This is a genomic window from Candidatus Accumulibacter aalborgensis, from assembly GCF_900089955.1.
GTDB classification, from domain to species: Bacteria; Pseudomonadota; Gammaproteobacteria; order Burkholderiales; family Rhodocyclaceae; genus Accumulibacter; species Accumulibacter aalborgensis.
This window is the reverse complement of the sequence record NZ_FLQX01000112.1, coordinates 14,631-38,102: the sequence shown is the minus strand read 5'-3', so window position 1 is coordinate 38,102 and position 23,472 is coordinate 14,631. Positions and strand designations below refer to the sequence as shown.

Annotated in this window: 23 protein-coding genes and 1 pseudogene; 9 read left to right on the top strand and 15 right to left on the bottom strand. The window is 62.8% G+C overall.

The features are described 5' to 3' along the window. The 3 genes and pseudogenes from ACCAA_RS11540 to ACCAA_RS11530 form a co-directional block, all read left to right on the top strand. A pseudogene (locus tag ACCAA_RS11540) lies at positions 1 to 617 on the top strand (efflux RND transporter periplasmic adaptor subunit); the annotation flags it as partial. 161 nt (positions 618 to 778) lie between these two features. Then, a complete protein-coding gene (locus ACCAA_RS11535; RefSeq protein ID WP_186407399.1) occupies positions 779 to 1,366 on the top strand; it encodes a TRAP transporter small permease subunit in 588 nt (195 codons plus the stop codon). Beyond that, positions 1,366 to 2,826, top strand: coding sequence for a TRAP transporter large permease (locus tag ACCAA_RS11530; protein WP_186407402.1), 1,461 nt, complete (start codon positions 1,366 to 1,368; stop codon positions 2,824 to 2,826). Before ACCAA_RS11535 ends, ACCAA_RS11530 begins: the two co-directional genes overlap by 1 nt. Before the next feature lie 66 nt (positions 2,827 to 2,892). On the opposite strand, the gene ACCAA_RS11525 is transcribed toward ACCAA_RS11530, so the two are convergent. Together ACCAA_RS11525 and pmbA are read right to left on the bottom strand one after the other, a co-directional pair. Next, entirely contained in the window at positions 2,893 to 3,972 is a 1,080-nt protein-coding gene (locus tag ACCAA_RS11525) for a TRAP transporter substrate-binding protein (RefSeq protein ID WP_186407398.1), read from the bottom strand. Positions 3,973 to 4,098: 126 nt separating this feature from the next. Next, positions 4,099 to 5,472 carry a metalloprotease PmbA gene (gene pmbA, locus ACCAA_RS11520; protein WP_186407397.1) on the bottom strand — a complete coding sequence of 458 codons (1,374 nt, stop codon included), beginning with the start codon at positions 5,470 to 5,472 and terminating at the stop codon, positions 4,099 to 4,101. 117 nt (positions 5,473 to 5,589) lie between these two features. Here pmbA and yjgA point away from each other — a divergent pair, with 117 nt between their 5' ends. From yjgA to ACCAA_RS11505, 3 genes are read left to right on the top strand one after another with little or no spacing between them, the layout of a single operon-like run. Continuing rightward, complete coding sequence (yjgA, locus tag ACCAA_RS11515) at positions 5,590 to 6,126, top strand: ribosome biogenesis factor YjgA (protein WP_186407396.1); 537 nt, start codon at positions 5,590 to 5,592, stop codon at positions 6,124 to 6,126. Continuing rightward, positions 6,113 to 6,703 carry a molybdopterin adenylyltransferase gene (gene mog / locus ACCAA_RS11510; protein WP_186407395.1) on the top strand — a complete coding sequence of 197 codons (591 nt, stop codon included), beginning with the start codon at positions 6,113 to 6,115 and terminating at the stop codon, positions 6,701 to 6,703. Before yjgA ends, mog begins: the two co-directional genes overlap by 14 nt. Before the next feature lie 26 nt (positions 6,704 to 6,729). Next, complete coding sequence (locus tag ACCAA_RS11505) at positions 6,730 to 7,080, top strand: hypothetical protein (RefSeq protein WP_186407394.1); 351 nt, start codon at positions 6,730 to 6,732, stop codon at positions 7,078 to 7,080. A 9-nt stretch (positions 7,081 to 7,089) separates the two neighbouring features. Here ACCAA_RS11505 and ACCAA_RS11500 read toward each other — a convergent pair whose 3' ends face one another. Beyond that, positions 7,090 to 8,613 (bottom strand): hypothetical protein, encoded by a 1,524-nt coding sequence (locus ACCAA_RS11500; protein ID WP_186407393.1) that lies wholly within the window; start codon positions 8,611 to 8,613, stop codon positions 7,090 to 7,092. 98 nt (positions 8,614 to 8,711) lie between these two features. Here ACCAA_RS11500 and ACCAA_RS11495 point away from each other — a divergent pair, with 98 nt between their 5' ends. Genes ACCAA_RS11495 through ACCAA_RS11485 form a run of 3 tightly spaced genes read left to right on the top strand, consistent with a single transcriptional unit; the run spans position 8,712 to position 10,503 of the window. Further along, on the top strand, positions 8,712 to 9,533 hold the full coding sequence (locus ACCAA_RS11495) for a thymidylate synthase (protein WP_186407392.1): 822 nt from the start codon (positions 8,712 to 8,714) through the stop codon (positions 9,531 to 9,533). A 10-nt stretch (positions 9,534 to 9,543) separates the two neighbouring features. Continuing rightward, complete coding sequence (locus ACCAA_RS11490) at positions 9,544 to 10,053, top strand: dihydrofolate reductase (protein WP_186407391.1); 510 nt, start codon at positions 9,544 to 9,546, stop codon at positions 10,051 to 10,053. Between the two features lie 15 nt (positions 10,054 to 10,068). After that, the gene (locus ACCAA_RS11485) at positions 10,069 to 10,503 is read left to right on the top strand and encodes a DciA family protein (protein ID WP_186407390.1); all 435 of its coding nucleotides are present in this window, start codon (positions 10,069 to 10,071) and stop codon (positions 10,501 to 10,503) included. Here the strand turns inward: ACCAA_RS11485 and ACCAA_RS11480 are convergent. The 12 genes from ACCAA_RS11480 to ACCAA_RS11425 form a co-directional block, all read right to left on the bottom strand. Continuing rightward, positions 10,490 to 10,678, bottom strand: a complete 189-nt coding sequence (locus tag ACCAA_RS11480; RefSeq protein WP_186407389.1) for a hypothetical protein — start codon at positions 10,676 to 10,678, stop codon at positions 10,490 to 10,492. The two genes, ACCAA_RS11485 and ACCAA_RS11480, sit on opposite strands and share 14 nt — an antisense overlap. A 3-nt stretch (positions 10,679 to 10,681) precedes the next feature. After that, positions 10,682 to 11,611 (bottom strand): UDP-3-O-acyl-N-acetylglucosamine deacetylase, encoded by a 930-nt coding sequence (gene lpxC, locus ACCAA_RS11475; RefSeq protein ID WP_186407388.1) that lies wholly within the window; start codon positions 11,609 to 11,611, stop codon positions 10,682 to 10,684. Between the two features lie 206 nt (positions 11,612 to 11,817). Continuing rightward, the gene (ftsZ, locus tag ACCAA_RS11470; RefSeq protein WP_186407387.1) at positions 11,818 to 12,993 is read right to left on the bottom strand and encodes a cell division protein FtsZ; all 1,176 of its coding nucleotides are present in this window, start codon (positions 12,991 to 12,993) and stop codon (positions 11,818 to 11,820) included. 67 nt (positions 12,994 to 13,060) lie between these two features. After that, positions 13,061 to 14,290, bottom strand: coding sequence for a cell division protein FtsA (gene ftsA / locus ACCAA_RS11465; protein ID WP_186407386.1), 1,230 nt, complete (start codon positions 14,288 to 14,290; stop codon positions 13,061 to 13,063). Next, positions 14,287 to 15,039 carry a cell division protein FtsQ/DivIB gene (locus tag ACCAA_RS11460; protein ID WP_186407385.1) on the bottom strand — a complete coding sequence of 251 codons (753 nt, stop codon included), beginning with the start codon at positions 15,037 to 15,039 and terminating at the stop codon, positions 14,287 to 14,289. The genes ftsA and ACCAA_RS11460 overlap by 4 nt, the downstream gene beginning before the upstream one ends. Positions 15,040 to 15,042: 3 nt before the next feature. Continuing rightward, positions 15,043 to 15,972 carry a D-alanine--D-alanine ligase gene (locus tag ACCAA_RS11455; RefSeq protein ID WP_186407384.1) on the bottom strand — a complete coding sequence of 310 codons (930 nt, stop codon included), beginning with the start codon at positions 15,970 to 15,972 and terminating at the stop codon, positions 15,043 to 15,045. Beyond that, complete coding sequence (gene murC, locus ACCAA_RS11450; RefSeq protein WP_186407383.1) at positions 15,969 to 17,378, bottom strand: UDP-N-acetylmuramate--L-alanine ligase; 1,410 nt, start codon at positions 17,376 to 17,378, stop codon at positions 15,969 to 15,971. Before murC ends, ACCAA_RS11455 begins: the two co-directional genes overlap by 4 nt. Continuing rightward, positions 17,375 to 18,433, bottom strand: a complete 1,059-nt coding sequence (murG, locus tag ACCAA_RS11445) for an undecaprenyldiphospho-muramoylpentapeptide beta-N-acetylglucosaminyltransferase (protein WP_186407382.1) — start codon at positions 18,431 to 18,433, stop codon at positions 17,375 to 17,377. The genes murC and murG overlap by 4 nt, the downstream gene beginning before the upstream one ends. Positions 18,434 to 18,479: 46 nt before the next feature. Continuing rightward, positions 18,480 to 19,640, bottom strand: a complete 1,161-nt coding sequence (gene ftsW, locus ACCAA_RS11440; protein ID WP_186407381.1) for a putative lipid II flippase FtsW — start codon at positions 19,638 to 19,640, stop codon at positions 18,480 to 18,482. Continuing rightward, the gene (gene murD / locus ACCAA_RS11435) at positions 19,640 to 21,007 is read right to left on the bottom strand and encodes a UDP-N-acetylmuramoyl-L-alanine--D-glutamate ligase (RefSeq protein WP_186407380.1); all 1,368 of its coding nucleotides are present in this window, start codon (positions 21,005 to 21,007) and stop codon (positions 19,640 to 19,642) included. The genes ftsW and murD overlap by 1 nt, the downstream gene beginning before the upstream one ends. A gap of 1 nt (position 21,008) precedes the next feature. Further along, positions 21,009 to 22,097, bottom strand: a complete 1,089-nt coding sequence (mraY, locus tag ACCAA_RS11430; protein WP_186407379.1) for a phospho-N-acetylmuramoyl-pentapeptide-transferase — start codon at positions 22,095 to 22,097, stop codon at positions 21,009 to 21,011. Then, complete coding sequence (locus ACCAA_RS11425; protein WP_186407401.1) at positions 22,097 to 23,470, bottom strand: UDP-N-acetylmuramoyl-tripeptide--D-alanyl-D-alanine ligase; 1,374 nt, start codon at positions 23,468 to 23,470, stop codon at positions 22,097 to 22,099. Before ACCAA_RS11425 ends, mraY begins: the two co-directional genes overlap by 1 nt. Between the last annotated feature and the right edge of the window lie 2 nt (positions 23,471 to 23,472).

Sequence of the window (23,472 nt, the reverse complement as noted above, 5' to 3'; positions counted from 1 at the left end):
TCACTGCCGCCCCCCCAAGCGCCCTTGAGTGCCAACGGAGTCAGGTGAGGGTAAGGATCAGCGATCAGGCCGGCTTCGTCAGTTCGATGGCAGCCGAAGTCGGGCAGGTCGTGGCAGCCGCACAGACCGTGATGCGCCTGGCGCGCGCCGACACGCTCAAGGTCGCGATCGCCATCCCCGAGGTGCGCGCCCTCGGCGAGGCCGAAGTGACCCTGTGGGCCGATCAGCAGGCCAGTTACCGCGGCACGCTGCGCGAGTTGTCGGCGGTGGCCGACCCGGTCACCCGCACCTACGCGGCACGCATGTCGATTCGCCATCCCGATGCCAGGGTCCTGCTCGGGATGACGGCCAAGGCTCGTTTCTTGCGCCCGGCAGGGAATTCTCGCCTGAGCGTTCCCCTGACGGCCATTTTCCAACACGACGGCCGACCGGCGCTGTGGGTGGTCGACGCCGATCAAACCGTCAGCTTGCTGCAACTGGCAACACGCCTTCGGCTTACTGTCCATGACGCCGCCTATCTCGAACTGGCGCAGCGACGTGGCTTGCCTCTGGCGACGCTTGACCAGGACTTGCGCACCGCCGCCGCTGCGCTCGGCGCCACCCTGCTCGGAACTTGACGCGGGCGCGATTTATCCGCCTCCTATGCCGCTGGCGATGACGCTTGCTGGGCCAATCAGTAAGGCGTTTGCACGCCTCCCTCCGGCGCAATGCCCGCTGGTTATTGCGCCCTACGCGTTTTGCCTATAATTGGCGTTGGCTAACGGTGGAGGGATACCCGGTGAACGGTCTACTCAGGATCTCGCAACTGATTGACGCGCTCACCGAGCGTGTCGGCAAGGCGATCATCTGGCTCGTTCTGGTCGTTACGCTGATCAGCGCCGGCAACGCGGTCATGCGCTACACCCTGAACTACAGCTCGAACGCCTGGCTCGAGATACAGTGGTACCTCTTTTCGGCGATTTTCCTCCTCGGCGCCGGCTATACGCTGCTGCGCAACGAGCATGTGCGCATCGACCTGATTGCCGGCCGTCTCTCGAAGCGTGCGCAGGCCATGATCGACATCTTCGGCATCGTCTTCTTCCTGCTGCCGTTGGCGATTGCCGTGCTGGTCCTGTCGTGGCCGATTTTTCTGCTCGCGCTGACCGACAACGAACAGTCGAGCAACGCCGGCGGCCTGGTAGTCTGGCCGGTGCGGCTCCTGGTGCCGACCGGCTTCTTCCTGCTCATCATCCAGGCCATTTCAGAGCTGATCAAGCGCATCGGTTTTCTCCAGGGCCGCTGTCCGGACCCGACCGGGAAGGCGCATCGGCCAAGGCCTGAAGACGAGCTGGCGCTGGCCATCGAGGCGCAGAAGAAACAGCCGTGATGGGCGAATTCATGATCAATAACCTGGCGCCAATCATGTTCGCCTCGATGATCCTCTTTCTGTTGGTCGGTTTCCCGGTCGCCTTCGCGCTGGCGGCCAACGGCATCCTGTTCGCCCTGATCGGAGTTCAACTCGGCCTGCTTGGCCCGCAATTGTTCCAGGCACTGCCGGATCGCATCTTCGGCATCATGAGCAACGACACGCTGCTGGCCATCCCCTTCTTCACTTTCATGGGTCTGATCCTCGAAAGATCGGGCATGGCCGAGGACCTGCTCGAAACCATCGGCCAGCTTTTCGGACCGCTGCGCGGCGGCCTGGCTTTTGCGGTCATTTTCGTCGGCGCTCTGCTCGCCGCGACGACCGGCGTGGTGGCCGCATCGGTGATCTCGATGGGCCTGATCTCTTTGCCGATCATGCTGCGCTACGGTTACGACACCAGACTCGCGACCGGCGTCATCGCGGCCTCCGGCACGCTGGCACAGATCATTCCACCGTCGCTGGTGCTGATCATCATGGCTGACCAGTTGGGCAAGTCAGTCGGTGACCTGTATGCCGGCGCTTTCATCCCCGGCTTGACACTGACCGGGTTTTACGTCGCGTATGTGGTGCTGGTGGCGATCTTCAAACCGCGCTGGGTGCCAGCATTGCCGCTCGCCGCACGCACGCTGCGCGGCGGCAGCTTGCTGCTGCGTGTACTGACCACTCTGGTGCCGCCGCTGTTGCTGATCTTCCTGGTCCTCGGAACGATCTTTCTCGGTATCGCGACGCCGACCGAAGGAGGTGCGATGGGCGCCACCGGCGCCCTTTTGATGGCCCTGGCGCGCCGGCGGCTGTCCCTGCAGTTGCTCAAGCAGGCGATGGACACAACCGCCAAGCTGACCACCTTCGTGGTCTTCATTCTGGTCGGCGCACGGGTCTTCTCGCTCACCTTCTATGGCGTAGACGGCCACCGCTGGGTCGAGCATCTGCTGACCGGGCTGCCGGGGGGCGAGGTCGGTTTCCTGGTGGTGGTCAACGTCCTGGTCTTTCTGCTCGCCTTTTTCCTCGACTTTTTCGAACTCTCGTTCATCGTCGTGCCACTGCTCGGCCCGGTGGCGCAGTCTCTGGGAATCGACCTGATCTGGTTCGGCGTCCTGCTGGCGGTAAACATGCAGACCTCGTTCATGCATCCACCTTTTGGTTTTGCGCTCTTCTACCTGCGTTCAGTGGCCCCGGCGGCAGTCAAAACGACGGACATCTACCGGGGAGCGATTCCCTTCGTCGGCATCCAGATCATCATGATCGGCGTGCTCATCTCTTTCCCGCAGTTGGTGACCTTCGGTCTCGACAAGGACGTCAAGGTCGACCTCGATGCGGTTCAGATCGACATGCCGGCTTCCGATTACGGGACTCCGGCTGGCTCGGAAGATGCCGCCGGCCAGGCAGTGCGTGATGCGATGAAAGAGGATCAGAGCAAGTAGTCGGAGGTTCCCGGTTTCTCCTCGTACCCAGCACGAGGAGGAACCGATCAGCTTGCGAGAAAACGTCTATCGTTTGCTGTACATGAAGTTGGCGTAAGCGCCTTCGGCAATGCGGAACCAGAGGTTCTGGTCATCCTGGAACTTCTTGTAATCGTCGTAGACCTTCTTGAACTCGGGATTCTTGGCGGAAGTCTCGGCGTACAGCTCCATCGCCGCCTTGTAGGAAGCGTCCATGACTTCCTTCGGGAACTGCTTCAACTGCGTTCCGGAGCCGACCAGTTGCTTGAGCGCCGTCGGGTTCTTGGCGTCGTACTTGGCCATGATATCGACGTGCGCGTCGGCGCAAGCGAGCTGGAGAATGGCCTGGTACTCCTTGGGCAGTTCGGCCCATTTTTTGCTGTTGAGATAAGCCGCCACCTGCGGGCCGCCCTCCCACCAGCCGGGATAGTAATAGAACTTGGCCACCTTGTTGAAACCCAGCTTCTGGTCATCGTACGGGCCGACGAACTCGGCTGCGTCGATCGTGCCCTTTTCCAGTGCCGGATAGATGTCGCTACCGGCAATCTGCTGTGGAACGGCCCCCAGCTTGCTGAGCACGGCACCGGCAAAGCCGCTGATGCGAATCTTCAAACCCTTCAGATCGGCGACCGTCTTGATTTCCTTGCGATACCAGCCGCCCATTTGCGTACCGGTATTGCCCAACGGGATGAGCATGATATTGGACTTGGCAAACAACTCGCCCAGCAGCCTGGAACCATTCCCGTAACGAAACCACGCGTCCATCTGGCGGTTGGTCATGCCGAAGGGAACGGCAGTTTCAAAGGCGTAAGTGGGGTCCTTGCCGAAGTAGTAATACGAACAGGTATGCCCCATTTCGACGGTGCCATCCTTCACGGCATCGAACACCGCCGAAGCGGGAACGATTTCGCCGGGGGCAAAGACCTGAATATGGAACTTGCCGCCGGTGGCTTCGGCAACGCGCCTGGCCATGTATTCGGCACCCCCGAAAAGCGTGTCGAGGCTCTTCGGGAAGCTCGACGCCATGCGCCACTTGATGGTCGGCGCATTCTGGGCGATCGCCGGCATGGCCACCGCACCGGCCGCCAGGCCGACGCCGGCATTCTTCAAAAACGAACGTCTCTCCACTGTGGGTCTCCAGTTACAGGTTGTTGTCGGCGAGTTGCCCGGCCATCACAGCGAATGCCATAAGCATGAACGATTGGCGGGTTCTATGGCCACAGCCGGAAGGGGCGCTGAACTCACACCAGCAAGCTACTCGCCAGCCACTTTCATTTCTTCGATGAGCAGCGACCCCACCTGCTTCGAGCCTCGGACGAGAACGTCGTTGCCCACCGCGGCCACATTCCTGAACATGTCTCGCAGGTTACCGGCAATAGTGATCTCTTCGACCGGATGGGCGATCTCGCCGCCTTCGATCCAGTAGCCGGCCGCCCCACGCGAGTAGTCGCCGGTGACGTAGTTGACGCCATGGCCAAGCAACTCGGTGACCAGCAAGCCGCGCCCCATCTTTTTGAGCAGGCCAGGAAAGTCACGCTTGCCGGGATGGACGATGAGATTGTGACAGCCGCCGGCGTTACCGGTGGTCTGCATGCCGAGTTTCCGCGCCGTGTAGGCGCTCAGGAAGTAGCCCTGCAAGCGCCCGTCGCTAACCACCTCGCGGTCGTGTGTGGCCACCCCGTCGCTATCGAAATAGGTGCTCGCCAGGGAACGCGGCAAATGCGGCCGCTCGCTGATGCGTACCTTTTTCGAGAAAACGCGCTTGCCGAGACTATCGACCAGGAAGGATGTCTTGCGGTACAGGCTGCCGCCGCTGACGGCATGGACAAAGTTGCCAATCAGCGACGGGGCGAGCGGTGCCTCGAACAGCACCGGGACCCGGCAGGTCTTTACCTTGCGCGCGCCAAGTCGCGCCAGGGCGCGCTGCGCGGCGCATTCGCCGATCGATTCGGGCGAGGCGATCGCCTCCTGAGCGCGGGCGATCGAATACCATTCGTCGCGCTGCATGTTTTCACTCTGGCCGGCAATCACCGAGCACGACAGGTAGTGGCGCGAGGTCGGGTAGCCGCCCATGAAACCCAGGCTGTTGGCCGAGACAAACTGCCCTTCCTGGATCGATACCGTCGCGCCTTCGGAATTGCTGATCTGCGAGCTGACAGCAAAGGCCGCCTGTTCGCAACGCCGCGCCAGGTCGACGGCCCCTTCGACCGAAAGCAGCCAGGGATGGTACAGGTCGAGGTCTGGCAGACCCCCGCTGTCGATGGCCAGCAAGCCGGCTTCCGGCAAGCCCGCACAGGGGTCGGCGGCGGTAAAGCGGGCAATGTTTACGGCCGCGTCGACGGTCTCGCGCAGGGCCGTCGGAGAGAAGTCGGAGGTGCTCGCCTGACCCTTGCGCCGGTCGAGGTAGATGGTCACCGCAATCGCCTTGTCGCGGTTGTATTCGATGGTTTCGACCTCGCCGCAGCGAACGGTCACCGATTGGCCGAAGCCATCCGAGACGTCGACCTCGCAGGCGGTCGCCCCCTGCTTTTCGGCGTAAGCCAGAACGTCGCGTGCGAGTTGCTGCAAAGCCTCGAAACGGTGGCTGAAGCGAGATTCAGAAGCGGCAGGGGTGGCTGGACGGGACATGAGGGCAGTGGCCGGAATCAAAAGCCGCTATCATAGCAGTTCCCCGGCAGGCTTCTCTGCCGGCATTTCACCGTCTTCCTGTTCCTCCTGCCGAAGCGAAAGGATAATCGCAAGCCGATGAGCATCCCCGAAGAAGAACCAGCGCCGCCCTCGAAGACGCAGCGCAAGAAGGCGATGGCAGAACTTCAGGCGCTCGGCGAGGAACTGGTCGATCTGGCGGCCGATCGCGTCAAGAAGATCGACCTTCCGGACGATCTGCGGGCAGCGGTCCGGGAAGCGCAGCGCATGGCCCGGCACGACGAAGCGCGGCGGCGCCAGATGCAGTATATCGGCCGCTTGATGCGCGATGTGGACGCCGAGCCGATCCGCCGGGCTCTGGCGGTGGTGCGTGGCGATTCAGTCGAGGAAACCGCAAAGCTGCACCGGGTCGAACGTCTGCGTGCCGAGTTGTTGGCCGACGAAAAGGTGCTCTACCGGATTGCCAACGCGTTTCCGTCGATCGACCTGCAGCATCTGAGTTCGCTGCGCCGATCCGCTCTGCTCGAGCAGGAGAAGGGCAAGCCCCCACGCAGCTATCGCGCGCTCTTCCAGACCCTCAAGGAACTCCAGACGACTGACGCCGCCGCCGACAGGGAGCAAGATGACGAACACTGAAGAACTGCTGATCGGTCTGCTGTCGATCAGCGACCGCGCCGCGCAAGGCGTTTATGAAGACCAGGGAATCCCGGCGCTGGAAGAGTGGTTTGGCCAGGCGCTGAGCAGCCGCTGGCGAGCGGAAAAACGCCTGATCGCCGACGACCGGGCGACGATTGAAAGGACGCTGATCGAACTGGTCGATGAGGTCCATTGTCACCTGGTGCTGACCACCGGCGGCACCGGCCCGGCGCCGCGCGACGTCACTCCGGAAGCGACCCTGGCCGTGGCCGACAAGGTGCTGCCGGGCTTCGGCGAGGAAATGCGCCGCATCGGCCTGAACTTCGTGCCGACCGCCATCCTCTCGCGCCAGGTCGGCGTGGTCCGTGGCCGGGCCTTGATCCTCAACCTGCCGGGGCAGCCGAAGTCGATCAGGGAAACGCTCGAGGGAGTCAAGAGTGCCGATGGCGCGGTCGTCGTGAGCGGCATTTTCGCCGCCGTCCCGTACTGCATCGACCTGATCGGCGGTCCGTACATCACGACCATTGACCAGGTGGTCAAGGCTTTCAGGCCGAAAGCAAAGAAGAATGAGGGATAGGACTACCACCAGGTAAGGAGAAGACGATGGCCGGCTTTGAGAATTACGCTGCAGACACCAGGGCGATTGAACTCGAAATTGAGCGAAAGGGGATTGTTCTCGGCATCGACTGGAAGGACGACGTCCAGGTGCGCGGTCTGGCAGTGGAAGCGCTCGACCACTCCGCTGCCGACATCAAACTTGCCGCTTCCAATCCTTTTGACTACCAGCTCATGGCCAAGGTTGACCTGTTCGGTCTGGCGGCCATCATGCTCAAGACGATGGAGGAATGCGCGGGTATCGGCATCGAATGTCACGGAGGCCCGGCCTGGAAAGCGTTTGCCAAAGCGCTTTGGGCGGAAGTGGAACGGCGCAAATCACAGGCAGGGACTCGCTAGCAACGCGCTTCAAGCGATTGCCTGGTCGCGGAAGCGACCAATTTCGTAGTCGCCACCACTCTCCTCCAGTTCAAGCGGCGTCAGCAGATGCCGTTGACCATCGTCGCTGAACTCCACGGGCACCTGCACATTGAAGCCGCCTGTCAGCAGTACGATGCGCAATACGCCAGGCTCGCCGCTGTCATGCAACCAGATGCCGGGAATGCGCACCGCCGCCGAGAAGCCACTCTGGCGTGGCCGCAGGTCGATGCTCCGCGCGCGCCTTGATAGTACCTGGATGCCCAGGCTGGCGCGTTCGCCCGCCAGCCTGTTGACGCGCCTTGACGCACCGAGCAACCAGTTGTCCCCACCCTCGGGCTGCATGCAGAGCAACTCGCCGAGCTTGAGCGTCTGAGCGGAGGAGTCGTCGAAGAGCGCACGGAAGCCGCCAAGACTGACATTCTCGACCAGCCAGGTTTCGCTGCCCGACTCCGCCGCCCAAGGCGGTCGGCTGCCGGAGAACACCGCATGACTCTGCTCGAAGCCGTGCAGCACGTTCATTCGCGTCTTGACCACATGGCGTTGATGCCGCCGCTGCGGTGGACGCACCGCCCAGTGGGCGCGCAGATGGTACAGTACCGGCACCAACACCCGTTGCGGATACTGCCCACCCAGGTTGAGGTCGTCGGGAACGTCGCCGCGTTCGACCAGGTGAATCAACTCGTCAAGGGCCTGGCGAGCCGTTCCCGGCGAGAGGAAGCGCAAGCCTGGCCTCTTTGCTCCGGGATGACGGGCCAGTCGCACCGGGGCCGAGCCGCTGGCTGCATCGAGCCAATAGACACTATCCGGTCGGCAGTCCACGGAAAAGACGAAGCCAGGGAGGAAATAGGCGATCAATCGGTCTGCCAGCTCGATCTGTAGCGGCGTCAGGCTATCCATCGAAGACGAAAAGAACACGTTGGCGTGCAGGTACTGCTGCGCGACGCTGGTCAGCGCTTTCTGGGCGGGATAAAGCTGCATCGGCTGCTGCGCGTGTCCCGCGGCTTCAGCCGCCAGATAGGTGGTGGCAAGTTCCTTCCACAGAAAATCGTCAATGGGTCCGTAGCGATACGCCTGCCACTTCAATTGCCTGCAACGCGCCGCCTGAACGCGCGCGACAGCCAATGGCAACAGCGCTTTGAACGCGTCGCTGCCCTTGGCGTCAAGCCGGGCCCGTTCGATGCATGTCGCGTATTGCGCAGCAACCGCCGCCCAATAGGCGTGACTCGCGGTCCACAGCCGTTGCTCGACGAGCGCCGATCCGCCTCCGGAATTCAGATAGTCGCGCGCCAGGCGGCGCAGGTGTGGCTGCGCCGCCTCATCAAGCTGGCGGAGTAGCTGGAAATACTGGAGCACGCGGAAATCGTCGCCATGTTGCAGCGACTCGAACCAGCTCATCACCTCCTCGACAGCCTTGGCCGGCGTCTCGACACGCAACTCGGCGAGAATCCGCGCCAACTCCTTGCCGTCAGCCAGCGGATGCTCGGAACGTCGGGTAAACAATTTGCGGATCATTTGCCGCCAGTCAGGTCACGGACCGCCAAGGGAAGGGTGCGAATTGCAGACTGAATTGTAAGCTACAATCGCGTTTGGCAGATCGACAGGCAACAGGCATGCAGCAGTATCTTGAACTGATGCGCCATGTCCTCGAACATGGCACCGTCAAGGCAGACCGTACAGGGACCGGCACCCGATCGGTCTTCGGCTGGCAAATGCGTTTCGATCTCGGTGCCGGCTTTCCCGTGCTGACGACGAAGAAGCTGCACTTACGTTCCATCATTCACGAATTGTTGTGGTTCCTGCAGGGCGAAACCAATGTCGGTTATCTGCAGGAAAACGGCGTCCGCATCTGGGATGAGTGGGCCGACCAGAATGGCGATCTCGGCCCGGTCTATGGCCAGCAGTGGCGTCACTGGAAGACCTCGGATGGGCGCGAGATAGACCAGATCGTCCAGCTCGTGGACAGCCTGAAGAGCAATCCCGACTCGCGCCGCCACCTGGTCACCGCCTGGAATCCAGGCGATGTCGAACGTATGGCGCTGCCTCCCTGCCACGCTTTGTTCCAGTTCTACGTTGCTCCGACGCAGCCCGACGACGCCGATCCACGCCCGAAGCTTTCCTGCCAGTTGTACCAGCGCAGCGCCGACATCTTTCTTGGCGTACCCTTCAACATCGCCTCGTACGCGCTCCTCACGCTCATGCTGGCGCAGGTCTGCGGCTACCAGCCTGGCGACTTCGTGCATACCTTTGGCGATGCGCACCTGTACAGCAATCATTGCCAACAGGCACGGCTGCAATTGACCCGCGAGACACGCGCCTTGCCAAACATGCGGATCAACCCCGAGATTCGCGATCTGTTCGCCTTCCGTTTTGACGACTTCAGCCTCGAAGACTACGCTCCGCACCCCCACATCGCTGCGCCGGTCGCCGTCTAAGGCGATGCCGATGATTTCCCTGATCGCCGCTGTTGCCGCAAACCGCGCCATCGGCAACGACCAGCAACTGCTCTGGCGCCTGCCGGAAGACATGAAGCACTTTCGCGCAACGACGCGCGGCAAGACGGTAATCATGGGCCGCAAGACCTGGGAGTCGTTACCGGCAGCTTTTCGCCCGTTGCCCGAACGACACAACATCGTGCTCAGCCGTAATCCGGCCTACCTGGCGCGCGGAGCGACGGTGGCCCGCTCGATCGAGGAGGCGATTCGTCTGGCCGGCGATGTCGGTGAGGTGTGCATCATCGGTGGTCAGGAACTCTACCGACACACGCTGCCGCTGGCGACGCGCCTGTATCTGACCGAGATCGCAGATATCCGTCCGGCGGACGCTTTCTTTCCGGATTATCCGCTTGGCGAGTGGCGAGAAGTGTCGCGTCGCGCTGGCCAGTGCGGCGCAGCGGACAAGGATACGGGCGGCGGCCGGCCGGCTTTTGATTTCGTGGTTTACGAGCGTTGCTAGCGCTTGAACTTTCCGATGCCCGACTTGCTCCAGACTTATCTCCAAACGGCCGACGGCGCCGGCAAGGTGCTGGCACACGCGACATTACTGGCCAGACTCGCACGCCTCTATGAAGAGATCGCGCCACGGCATCTGGGTCAGGCAAGCAGCCTGGCGAACTACAAGTCGGGGATTGTCGTCATTCACGCCAGCAGTGGCGCGATCGCGACCAAACTGCGCCAGATGGCACCAACGCTGGTCGACGAAATATCGCGGCGGGGAATCGAGTGTAGCGGCATCCAGATCAAGGTGCACGCACGGCAGCCCCCCGAGCAGGCCAGGGTGCCGGCGCTGAAACCGTTGAGCGTCAGAACGAGCCGGGAATTGGCCGCCTTGAGCGATTCGCTGCCGGCATCCCCCTTGCGTCAAGCGCTCGACAATCTGCTGGCCCGTTCGGCTAGAGAGGAATGACGGCCACCCGCTCGATGATCAGCAGCGCGAAAACCAGCAGGGCGACGATCAGCGCATAGCGAAACAGTTGCCAGGAAAAGCGCAGATAGCGCAAGTCCCTGGTCAGCAGGAAAGCGGCCACGCCACCGGCGACGGCGATGGCCGTCAGGACCGCCAGCAAGCGCAGAAACCACATGGGTCAGAAGGCTGGCAACGCCAGCCAGCGAACAATTGACTGCGGCGCCAACTGATAGTCCTCGAAAGTGACATATTCCCAGGCATCGGGGCTGGCTAGAAGTGCCCGGGCCAGTGCGTTGTTGAGCGCATGCCCCGATTTGTGGGCGGCGAACGAGGCCAGCAACGGGTGTCCGAGGAGATAGAGGTCGCCGATGGCGTCTAGTACCTTGTGCTTGACGAACTCATCGCTGTAACGCAGGCCATCCGCGTTCAACACGCGGTACTCATCGAGCACGACGGCGTTGTCCAGCCCGCCGCCCTGGGCGAGGCCGTTCTCGTGCAACCATTCGACTTCGTGCATGAAGCCAAAAGTGCGCGCGCGTGCCACCTCACGAACGTAAGAGTGCTCGGCAAAATCGATCGTCACTGACTGACCCGTGCGATCGATGGCGGGATGGTTGAAACCGATGGAGAACGACAGGCGAAAACCATCGCAAGGATCGAGGCGCGCCCATTTGTCGCCGGACGCGTCTTTTTCCTGGACTTCGATGCGGCGCTTGACGCGAATGAACTTCTTGGCCACCGGCTGTTCTTCGATGCCGGCAGACTGAATCAGGAAGACGAAAGGCGAAGCAGATCCGTCGAGAATCGGCAATTCGGCGGCATCCAGATCGACGAAAGCGTTGTCGATTCCCAGTCCGGCGAAGGCCGACATCAGGTGTTCGATGGTGCCCACCTTGGCACCGTCATGCTCGAGGCACGAGCACATGCGCGTGTCGCCGACGAGTCGGGCCGAGGCCGGCAGATCGACCACCGGGTCGAGATCGATACGCCTGAAAACGACGCCCGTTCCGGGCGCCGCCGGGCGCAAGCTGATGCTTACCTTGCCGCCGGAATGGAGACCGACGCCAGCGGCACGGACTATGGACTTGAGTGTTCTCTGCTTTAACATGTGTACCGTGAAAGTCGCTTGCGCGACTCACGAATCTCCCCTCTGCCGTAAACAGGAGAGGGGTCGGGAGTGAGGGAAACGGTCATGACGTTGTTCATCGGGGATGTCTCGACGAGTCATGAGCGTTTGAAAAAACGGCGGAATTGGCGAATTCTAGCACAGGCCGGCCGAGCTCTGACCCGCCAATTCCCACAGCGCAGTGGCCGCTAGTCGGCCTGCTTTCTCAGAAATGCCGGAATGTCGTAACGATCGACGCCGCTATTGGCCAACGCTTCGACCGTTGCGCTGCGTCCCTTGCGAACAATCGCCGGAACCTGGTCGAGGCTCGAGTAGTCGATATTCTGAGCGTGCGGAAAACGGCTGTCCGTTCCGGTGGCCTGGTGGAGCGAGTTGTTGATCACCTCGAAGTTCTGTCGCTTGGCTTGCGCCTGACCGAGACCGGTGGCCACCACCGTCACCCGAATGTCCTCTGCCATGCTCTCATCATAGACGGCGCCGAAGATGATATGCGCGTCGTCAGCGGCAAAGGCGCGGACCGTATTCATCACCTCATTCACCTCCTTCATCTTCAGGGAACGAGTGGCAGTGATGTTGACCAGTACGCCCTTGGCACCCGAAAGGTTGATCCCCTCGAGGAGCGGTGAGGCGACGGCGCGTTCGGCTGCAATCCGTGCCCGGTCGACGCCGGCGGCGTTCGCCGAACCCATCATCGCCATTCCCATCTCACCCATCACCGTCCGCACATCCTCGAAGTCGACGTTGACCAGTCCCGGAAAGTTGATGATCTCGGCGATACCGCCAACCGCGTTGCGCAAGACGTTGTCGGCGGCCTTGAACGCCTCGTCCATGGAAACGTCGTCGCCGAGAACGTCCATCAGGCGGTCATTGAGGATGACGATCAGCGAATCGACATGCTTCTGCAGTTCGCTGATGCCGACTTCCGCGACTTTCAGGCGCTTGCCCTCGAAGCCAAACGGCTTGGTGACCACGGCGACCGTCAGCACGCCGAGTTCTCGCGCCACCTCGGCAACAATCGGCGCGGCGCCGGTACCCGTACCGCCGCCCATGCCCGCGGTGATGAAGACCATGTGCGCGCCCTTGAGCGATTCGGCGATCGCTTCTCGCTCTTCCATGGCTGCGCTGCGCCCCGCCTCTGGCTTGGCGCCGGCACCGAGGCCGCTCTTGCCAAGCTGCAGCTTCTGCAGCGCGATACTGCGGCCCAACGCCTGGGAATCCGTATTGGCGGTAATGAAGTCGACCCCATTGACGCCCTCCCGGATCATGTGATCGACGGCGTTACCGCCGGCGCCACCGATCCCGATCACCTTGATCACCGTATCCATATCAGTGGTTCCCTCTTCCTTGTCGATAATTTCGAACATTGTCTCTTCCTCTGCAAAAAAATTCCAGCCACTGGCAAAAAATTGGGCCTGCCCACCCAAGGCGTGATCAGAAGTTCTTCTCGAACCAGGACTTCATGCGCCCGAACACCTGTTTCACATCTCGCGTTTCCCGCACCTTCAAGCCGCGCTTGCGCTGCGTCTGCGCTTCAAGCAGCAAACCGCAGGCGGTCGCAAAGCGCGGACTCTGGACCACGTCGGCCAGCGCGCCCTGGTACTTCGGAACACCCAGGCGGACCGGCATATGAAAGATCTCCTCGCCAAGCTCGATCATCCCCGGCATCACCGAAGCGCCGCCGGTGAGCACGATGCCGGACGACAGCACATCCTCGAATCCCGAACGGCGGAGCTCCGCCTGGATCAGTTCGAAGAGTTCCTCGACGCGTGGCTGAATCACGTCCGCCAGCGCCCGACGCGACAGCTTGCGCGAAGGCCGGTCATCAACACCAGCCACATCGAGCACCGCTTCCGGGTCGGCCAGGTGGGCCAGCGCGCAGCCATAGGTGCGCTTGATGTCTTCCGCCTCGCGCGTCGGCGTGCGTAGAGCCATCGCGATGTCGTTGGTGATCTGATCACCGGCAATCGGAATCACCGAGGTGTAGCGGATCGCACCTTGCGTCCAGACGGCCAGATCGGTGGTCCCGCCACCGATGTCGATCAGGCAGATGCCCAAGTCTTTTTCATCCTCGGAGAGGACGGCGCGGCTCGAAGCGAGCGGCTGCAGGACCAGGTCATTCACCTCCAGACCACAACGACGCACGCATTTGACGATGTTCTGTGCCGCCGACACCGCCCCGGTCACGATGTGCACCTTTACCTCGAGACGAAAGCCGCTCATGCCGATGGGCTCGCGGATGCCGTCCTGATCGTCGATGATGAATTCCTGCGTCAGGATGTGCAGGATCTCCTGGTCGGCCGGAATCGGCATCGCGCGTGCCGTTTCGATCACCCTTTCGACGTCCATCGGAGTGACTTCCTTGTCCTTGATGGCCACCATTCCGTTCGAGTTGAAGCTCCTGATGTGGCTGCCAGCGATGCCGGTATAGACATCCCTGACCTTGCAGTCAGCCATCAGCTCGACTTCCTGCAGCACCCGCGAGATGGTCGCGACGGTCTCCTCGATGTTGACCACCACGCCCTTCTTCAGACCTTTCGATTCCTGCGAACCCATGCCGATGACATTAACTCGCCCTTCGGGAGTGAGTTCGGCGACCAGCGCCACAATCTTCGACGTGCCGATGTCGAGTCCGACGATCAGATCCTTGCCATCCCTGCTCATTTCTTTCCTTTGACTTCTTGAACCGCACTGGGCGGAAAGCGCAGTGCGAAACCGTTGGGATACCGCATGTCTACCGCCATCGGCCGCGCATGACGGCCATCCGACAGCGTCGGGTAGTAGTCAACGAAGCGCTGCAAGCGTACACGGATCGGCGCTTTTGCCTGCTCGCGACCCAGTTCAACCAGCATTCCATCCTCCAGCCTCAGCAGCCAGGCCAGGCGCGGCGACAGCGCCACCTGCGCGGGCAGCCGGTCGAGCGGCTGCAACAGTTCCGCGAACTCCTTGTAACGACGCAGAACCTCGTTCGACGACCCTGCCGGTCCGCTGAGCCAGGGTAGTTGCTGCTCCCGAGACAGATCGGCAGAAAAGACTTCGCCGTAAGTATTGACCAGCTCGCCCTGCCCATCGCCCCAATGTGCAGCCGCCTGCTGCTCCTCGATGCGTACTTCGATGCGTGACGGCCATTTGCGCCACACTTCGGCTCGCCGTACCCAGGGCAACTGCTCCAGCGCCAGACGCAAGGCTTCCGGATTGACGGTGAAAAAATTGCCGTGCAGCAAGTCGGACAGCGATTCGTCCACCTGGCTGTATCGAATCTCCTGCAACTCGTGCGTGACGAGCACTTCGCTCAGTGGAAACAGGCGCAAGCGAGGTGATCCCCAGACAATCGCCGCCACCAGGAGCGCAGCGCCAGCCGCCAGGAAGAGCAGGTCGGCAACGGCGGTCATCAGGTGCGGTTTGTGCCACATCGTTCATCCCAGGGCCGCGAGAGCCAGCACGCGGACGACCAGCTCGTCATAAGTGATTCCCGCCGCGCGCGCGGCCATTGGCACGAGCGAGTGGTCGGTCATTCCCGGCGAGGTATTCACCTCCAGAAAGTAGGCCTGGCTTGTGCCACCACCCGCAGCGGGCCAATCGACCAGGAAATCGACCCGTCCCCAGCCGCGACCACCGAGGACGCGGAAAGCATCAAGCGCCTGCTGGCGAAGTTCGTCTTCCCGCTCTTCCGACAGGCCGCACGGACAGCGGTAGGCGGTGTCGTCGCGGAGGTACTTGGCTTCGTAATCATAGAATTCAGTGCTCGGCTCGATCCTGATGATCGGCAGAGCCTGGTCACCGAGGATGGCGACGGTGTATTCGCCGCCGAGAATCGCGCGCTCGGCGATGACCAGCGAATCGTGCCTGGCCGCTTCAGCGTGCGCTGCGCCAAGCTCGCCCGCCTGCTTGACTTTCGTGATGCCGATCGAAGACCCCTCGCAGGCGGGCTTGACGAACAGCGGCAGCCCGAGCGCCGCCTCGACACTGGCCAGGTCAGTGGCCGCATCGAGCAGCACGTATTCCGGTACCGGCACCCCAGCGGCACGCCAAAGCAACTTGGTGCGCCACTTGTCCATTCCCAGAGCAGAAGCCATCACCCCACTGCCGGTATACGGAATGCCCATCAGTTCGAGCACGCCCTGAATGGTCCCGTCCTCGCCATAGCGCCCATGCAGAGCGATGAACGCACGATCGAAGCCGGTCAGCTCATCGAGCTTGCGCTCCGCCGGGTCAAACGCGTGGGCGTCGACACCCCGGCGTCGCAGGGCCGCCAGAACACGCGAACCGCTGTTCAGTGAGACCTCGCGTTCGGCCGAACGACCGCCGAAGAGTACCGCGACCTTGCCGAATTCCATGACCTTCATCGCTCCGTCCCGGCCTCGTAGCCGGCCATGAGTTTGCCGGGAACACTGCCGATCGACCCGGCACCCATGGTGATCACCACATCGCCATCGCGGACGACGTCGAGGATCGCTTGCGGCAAGTCGCCGACGCTCTCAACGAAGATCGGCTCCACCTTGCCGGCGACCCGCAAGGCACGCGCCAGCGCGCGACCGTCGGCGGCGACGATAGATTGTTCGCTGGCGGCATATACCTCGGTCAGGAGCAGCACATCAACGCCACTCAACACCTTGACGAAGTCCTCGAAATGGTCGCGCGTGCGCGTGTAGCGATGCGGCTGGAAGGCGAGCAGCAAACGGCGGCCGGGAAAAGCGCCGCGCGCTGCACTGAGAGTCGCGCTCATCTCGACCGGGTGATGACCGTAGTCATCGACCAGGGTGAAGCGACCGCCGTTGACCAGGCCAAGTTCGCCATAGCGCTGAAAGCGTCGACCGACGCCACGGAAGTCGGTCAGCGCTTTCAGGATGGCTTCGTCGGCCACGCCGACCTCACTGGCGACCGCGATCGCGGCCAGGGCGTTGAGGACATTATGCCCTCCCGGCAGGTTAAGGGTGACCGGCAGGCGGCTGACACCGCCGTTGACCCGAACGCAATCGAAGTGCATCCGGCCGGCGTCAGCAGTCAGGTTTTCGGCATAGCAGTTGGCCGATCGGTCGAGACCGTAGGTGACCACCTGCTTGCTCACCCGCGGCATGATTTCACGGACGTTGGCGTCGTCCGCACAGAGCACGGCGACGCCATAGAAGGGCAGGCGTTGCAGGAAATCGACGAAGGCCTGCTTGAGCCGGCTGAAATCATGGCCGTAGGTCTCCATGTGGTCAGCGTCTATGTTGGTGACCACCGAGATTACCGGCGAGAGGAAGAGGAAGGACGCATCGGACTCGTCGGCCTCGGCCACCAGGAAGTCACCGGAGCCCAGGCGGGCGTTGGCACCAGCGGCGTTGAGCCGGCCACCGATGACGAAGGTCGGGTCCATGCCGCCCTCGGCGAGAATCGAAGCGATCAGGCTGGTGGTCGTCGTCTTGCCGTGCGTGCCAGCCACGGCGACTCCCTGCTTGAGGCGCATCAACTCGGCCAGCATCTGCGCGCGCGGCACCACCGGCACCTTGCGACTACGCGCTTCGACGACTTCGGGATTATCCGCGCTGACCGCCGAGGACACGACCAGCGCATCAGCACCACTGACGTTCGCCGCGGCATGGCCGATCACGGTGCGCACACCGAGCCCGGCGAGACGCCGGGTGGTCGAGTTGTCGGCCAGATCCGACCCGCTCACCGTGAAGCCGAGGTTGGCCAGCACCTCGGCGATGCCGCTCATGCCGGCGCCGCCGATGCCGACGAAATGAATGCTCCTGACTTTGTGTTTCACTTCGCAATCTCCTCGCACATCCGTGCCACTGCCGCCGTCGCTTCCGGCCTGGCCAGTGCGCGGGCCTTTTCGGACATTGTCCGGAGCTGACCGCGTGGGTAGTCGCGCAGTCGGCCGATCGCCTCCGGGGTCATTTCCGCTTGCGGCAGGAGGACGGCCGCGCCAGCCTGTGACAGGAAACCGGCGTTGGCCGTCTGATGGTCGTCGACGGCGTGGGGAAAAGGAACCAGGATGCTCGCCACGCCGGTTGCCGCCAACTCGGCGATGGTCAATGCGCCGGCGCGGCAAATGACCAAATCAGCCCACTCGTAGGCACCCGCCATGTCTTCGATGAAGGCAGCGCAGTGCGCGTGCACGCCGGCCGCTTCATAGTTCTGCCTGAGCTGCGAGAGATGCCTTTCACCCGCCTGATGTACGACCAGCGGCCGCTCTTCGGGAGCGATCAGGGCCAGCCCCAGGGGAACGATCTCGTTGAGCGCCGTGGCCCCCTGACTACCGCCGAGGACCAGCAAATGAACTGGCCCCTGGCGATCGGCGAGGCGCTCTGCAGGCGCCTCGACACGGGTCATCTCCGCACGCAAGGGATTGCCAACCCAGATGCCTTTCGGCAAGGCGTCCGGAAAGCCACAGGCGACCCGATCGGCAAATCGGGCAAGCACCCGGTTGGCCAGGCCGGCAATCGAATTCTGTTCGTGGATCAACAGCGGGCAGCCGAGCAGCGCGGCCATCAGGCCGCCGGGGAAACTGACATAGCCCCCCATGCCGAGAACGACGTCGGGTCTGACCCGGCGAATTTCGCGCCGTGCCTGCCAGCAGGCGGCAAACAGGCGGCACGGAAGCAGCAATTTGCGCAGCAGGCCTTTGCCACGCAACGCGGCAAAACGTACCCAGGCCATTTCGTAGCCACGTGCCGGCACGAGCTTCGCTTCCATCCCGTCAGGCGCGCCCATCCAGACCACTCTCCAGTCGCGACTTCTGAGCAGGTCGGCCACGGCCAGACCAGGAAAGACGTGTCCGCCGGTCCCTCCGGCCATGACCAGGAGTGTCTTGCTCATGAGCCGACCCCAGCCGACCGCGCCGGTGGCTGAATTCTGCGCGGGCTCATACTTTCGCTCCCCGCATCAACTGGCGATTTTCCCAATCGATTCTGAGCAATACCGCAACCGCAATGCAATTGGCCAGGATTCCCGAGCCACCAAAGCTCATCAGCGGCAGCGTCAGTCCCTTGGTCGGCAGCAGCCCGGTGTTCACACCCATGTTGATGAAACTCTGCACTCCCAGCCAGAGACCTATGCCCTGCGCCACCAGAGCCGAATAGAGACGGTCGAGGGCGACGGCCTGCCGACCAATGGCAAATGCGCGCTGAATCAGCAGGGCGAACAAGAGGATGACGACCAGAACGCCGGCAAAACCGAGCTCTTCGGCAATCACGGCGAGCAGGAAGTCGGTATGCGCTTCCGGCAGATAAAACAGCTTCTCGACGCTCGCGCCAAGACCGACACCGAGCAATTCACCGCGTCCGAAAGCGATCAGCGCATGCGAGAGCTGATAGCCACGACCATAGGCGTCGGCCCAGGGATCCATGAAACCAAAGATGCGATCACGCCGGTAAGGAGAAAAAATGATCAGTGCGGCGAAGGCCGCCGCCAGCACCAGGATCAGGATGACGAACAGACGCGCCCGCATGCCGCCAAGGAAGAGAATTCCCATGGCAACCGAAATGATCACCACGAAGGCACCGAAGTCCGGCTCCTTGAGCAACAGAATTCCCACCGCCACCATCGCGCTGGCCAGCGGCAGGAAGGCTTTCTTCAGGTCATGCATGTGTGCCATCTTGCGCGTCGTGTAGTCAGCGGCGTAGAGGACGGCAAACAGCTTCATCAACTCGGACGGCTGCAGATTGACGATCCCCAGCGGCAGCCAGCGGCGAGCGCCATTGACATCGCGACCGACACCGGGGATCAGCACCAGTGCCAGAAGCACGAAGCCGGCGACGAACAGCCACGGCGACCATTGCTGCCAGGTCGACATTGGCACCTGAAACGCCACCGCAGCGGCAACCAGCCCGATGGTCAGGAAAATGGCATGGCGAAAGAGGAAATAGGCCGGCTGGTTGCCAGTCATGCGCCCGGCCTCGGCGGTCGCCATCGACGCCGAGTAGACCATCACCATGCCGATCAGCAAAAGCATCAGCGTACTCCACAGGAGCGCCAGATCGATTTCCGAAGGCATGCGGCGCGGCGCCTCGAGTGCGTGCCACATCAGGCGGCCTCTCTTTCTATCCGACGAACGGCATCGACAAAGGCCTCGGCCCGCTGCGCGTAGTCACGATACATATCGATGCTGGCGCAGGCCGGCGAGAGCAGCACAGCGTCGCCTCGCCGGACCTGGGCGGCGCACCAGCGAACCGCTTCGGCCATCTCGCTGCAAGCGCGCAGCGGGACCTTGGAGCCGGCCAGCGCCGCGCCAAGCAGCGGAGCATCGCGTCCGATCAGCGCCACGGCACGCGCATGCACGTCAATCGCCGGCCGGAGAGGCGAGAAGTCCTGCCCCTTGCCGTCACCGCCAAGGATGATCGCCACCGGCCGACCCAGGCCCTGCAGCGCCGCCAGCGTGGCGCCGACATTGGTTCCTTTCGAGTCGTCGAAGTAGCCGACACCGTCGATCTCGGCGACCCACTCGACCCGGTGCGCAAGACCCTTGAACGCTGCCAGAGCCGGCAGCACGGCTTGCGGGTCGATGCCGACCGCCTCGCACAGGGCCAGCGCGGCCAGCGCATTGGCGGCGTTATGGTTGCCGACCAGCTTCAACTCGCTGAGCGCGATGAGTGGCTCGCTGCCGCGCACCAGCCAGCCGTCATCGAGCCCATAGTCGCACTGACGCGGCGGCCGATCGAGGCCGAAAGTCACCACCTGGCGATCGCTGCGCGCTGCCGCCAGGCTGCGATCGTCGTCGCGATTAAGGACCATGACCCCTTGGCCCTGGAAAACCCGCAGCTTGTTCGCCGTGTAATCGTCGAAGCCGTCATAGCGATCGAGATGATCTTCGCTGACGTTGAGCAGGGTAGCGGCATCGGCAGCCAGGGTATGCGTCGTTTCGAGCTGGAAACTCGACAGTTCGAGCACCCACAGATCCGGCAGATCCTGGTGATCGATGGCGTCCATCAGAGCGGCGAGCGCCGCCGGGCCGATATTGCCGGCAACCGCTGTCCGGCGGCCCGCGGCACGGCACAGGGCGCCGGCCAGCGCGGTGGTGGTGGTCTTGCCATTGCTGCCGGTAATCGCGATGACCTGCGCTTGCGGCGTCAAGCGACGGACTCCCCAGGCAAACAGTTCGATCTCGGAAAGCACGGGCACCGCCCGCGCCACGGCCTCCTGAACCAGCGCTTGGCGGACCGGCACACCGGGAGAAATGGCGATCAGTTCAACGCCGGCGAAAGCCTCGGCGGTAAACGGACCGGCGAAAAGAACCGCCTCGGGTACGGCGGCACGCAGCGCGTCGACCTGCGGTGGAGCGCTGCGGCTATCGGCGACACGTACGCGAGCACCCTGCCGGGCCAACCACCTGGCGATGGCCAGCCCGGTTTCGCCGAGGCCGATGACGAGAGTCAACTTGCCGTCGAGGTCCATGTCAGCGCAGCTTCAAGGTGGACAAACCGACCAGCACCAGCATGATGGTGATGATCCAGAAGCGGACGACGACCTGGGTTTCCTTCCAGCCGCCCAGCTCGAAATGGTGATGCAGCGGTGCCATGCGAAAAATCCGCCGGCCGCCGGTGAACTTGTAGTACAGGACCTGCGCCGCAACCGACAGCGTTTCGGCGACAAAGATGCCGCCCATGATCGCCAGGACGATTTCCTGACGAACGATGATGGCCACCGTGCCAAGCGCTGCGCCCAAGGCGAGGGCGCCGACGTCGCCCATGAAGACTTCGGCCGGGTAGGCATTGAACCACAGGAAGCCGAGCCCGGCGCCGGCCATCGCACCGAGGAAAATAGCCAGCTCGCCCGCTCCCGGGATGTAGGGCAGAAACAGGTATTTGGCATAGACCGAATTGCCGGCCACGTAGGCGAAGATGGCCAGAGCAGCAGCGATCATCACCGTCGGCATGATCGCCAGTCCGTCGAGGCCGTCGGTCAGGTTGACGGCATTGCTGGTACCGACGACGACCAGATAGCTCAGGACGATGAAACCGATGATCCCCAGTGGATACGAGACGGTCTTGAAAAAGGGAACGATCAACTCCAGTTGCGCCGGGCCGCTCGCCGTCAGGCCGAGGTAGAGTGCCACCGCCAGGCCGATCGCCGATTGCCAGAAATACTTCCAGCGCGCCGGCAGGCCTTTCGGATCACGATGGACGACTTTCTGCCAGTCGTCGTACCAGCCGATGCCACCGAAGCCGACAGTGACCATCAGCACGATCCATACGTAGCGGTTGCTGAGATCCCCCCACAGAAGCGTGGTGATGATGATCGCGATCAGGATCAGTGCGCCGCCCATGGTCGGTGTTCCGGACTTGATGAGATGCGTTTCCGGGCCATCGTGGCGCACAGCCTGACCGATCTTCTTGGCCGCCAGCCAGCGGATGAGGCGCGGACCGGCAATGAAGGAAATGATCAGCGCGGTCATCGCCGCCAGCACCGTGCGCAAGGTGATGTAACTGAAAACATTGAAAGCGCGCACCTCTTGCGCCAACCATTGTGCCAGCAGCAGCAGCATCACTTGCCTCCTCGTGCCGATGCAATGCTCACCGCATCGCTCACGCGCTCCATGCGCATGAAGCGCGATCCCTTGACGAGGACGGTCGTCTCCGGTGTCAGCTCGGCCATCAAAGCCTCGATCAACGGGTCGATAGCCGTGAAATGCTCGCCGCCGGCACCGAAGTTGTGGACCGCCAGCGCACTGGCTTCGCCCAGCGCCAACAGCCGATCGATTCCCTGGCTTTTGGCGTAACCTCCGATTTCGTCGTGAAACTGGGCGCTCATCTCGCCGATCTCGCCCATGTCACCGAGAACCAGCACGGTCCTGCCGACCTGCGCCGCAAGCACGTCGATGCCGGCGCGCACCGAATCCGGGTTGGCATTGTAGGTGTCATCAAGCAACAGCGCGCCATGCACAGCAGCCCGTCGCTGCAGACGGCCCTTGAGGCCGCGAAAAGTCTGCAGGCCAGCCTGCACGGCGTCAAGCGAGACGCCGGCCGCCAGACACGCGGTGGCAGCGGCCAGCGCATTGCGTGCATTGTGCTCGCCAGGCAGCGCCAGAACGACTTCGACCTGGCCGGTCGGCGCGCAGATGCAAAGATGGCTTTCCAGGCCGTGCAGATGGAAGCTTGCGCTGACATCGGCTGCGCTGTCGATGCCGAAAGTCATCACCCCGAGGCCTCGACTCTGACCACGCCACAGCTCGGACCAGGGGTCATCGGCGTTGACCACGGCGACGCCCATTTCATCAAGGCCCGAATAAATGCTGCCTTTCTCGGCAGCAATCGCGGCCAGAGATCCCATCCCGGCCAGATGCGCGCGCTGGGCATTGGTCACCAGAGCCACTGTCGGGCGGCCGATGCCGGCCAGATAGGCGATTTCGCCCGGATGATTCATGCCCAGCTCGATGATCGCCGCGCGATGGCTCGCATTCAGCCTGAGCAGGGTGAGCGGCAGACCGATGTCGTTGTTGTAGTTGCCCTGCGTCGCCAGTACGGCATCACCAAAGGCCGCCTTGAGGATGCTGGCGATCATCTCCTTGGTCGTCGTCTTGCCATTGCTGCCGGTGACGGCGATCAGCGGCAGCGTGAAGCGGCTGCGCCAGTCGGCAGCCAGAGCACCCAGCGACAGTCGCGTTTCGGCCACCTGAACGAGCGGCAGCTTGAGCGACTGCAGACCTTTGGCGGCGTCGACAGCCACTATGGCAGCCGCCGCCCCGCGCTGCGCGGCCGTTGCGACGTACGCGTGACCATCGTAATGCTCACCGCGCAGGGCAACGAAAAGTTCGCCCGCGGCGATGCTCCGGCTGTCGGTCGACACACCGCAGAAGGTCACGTTCTCGCCGACAAGCGTGCCGGCGGTGGCACGCGCAGCGCCCAGGAGATCCATCATCG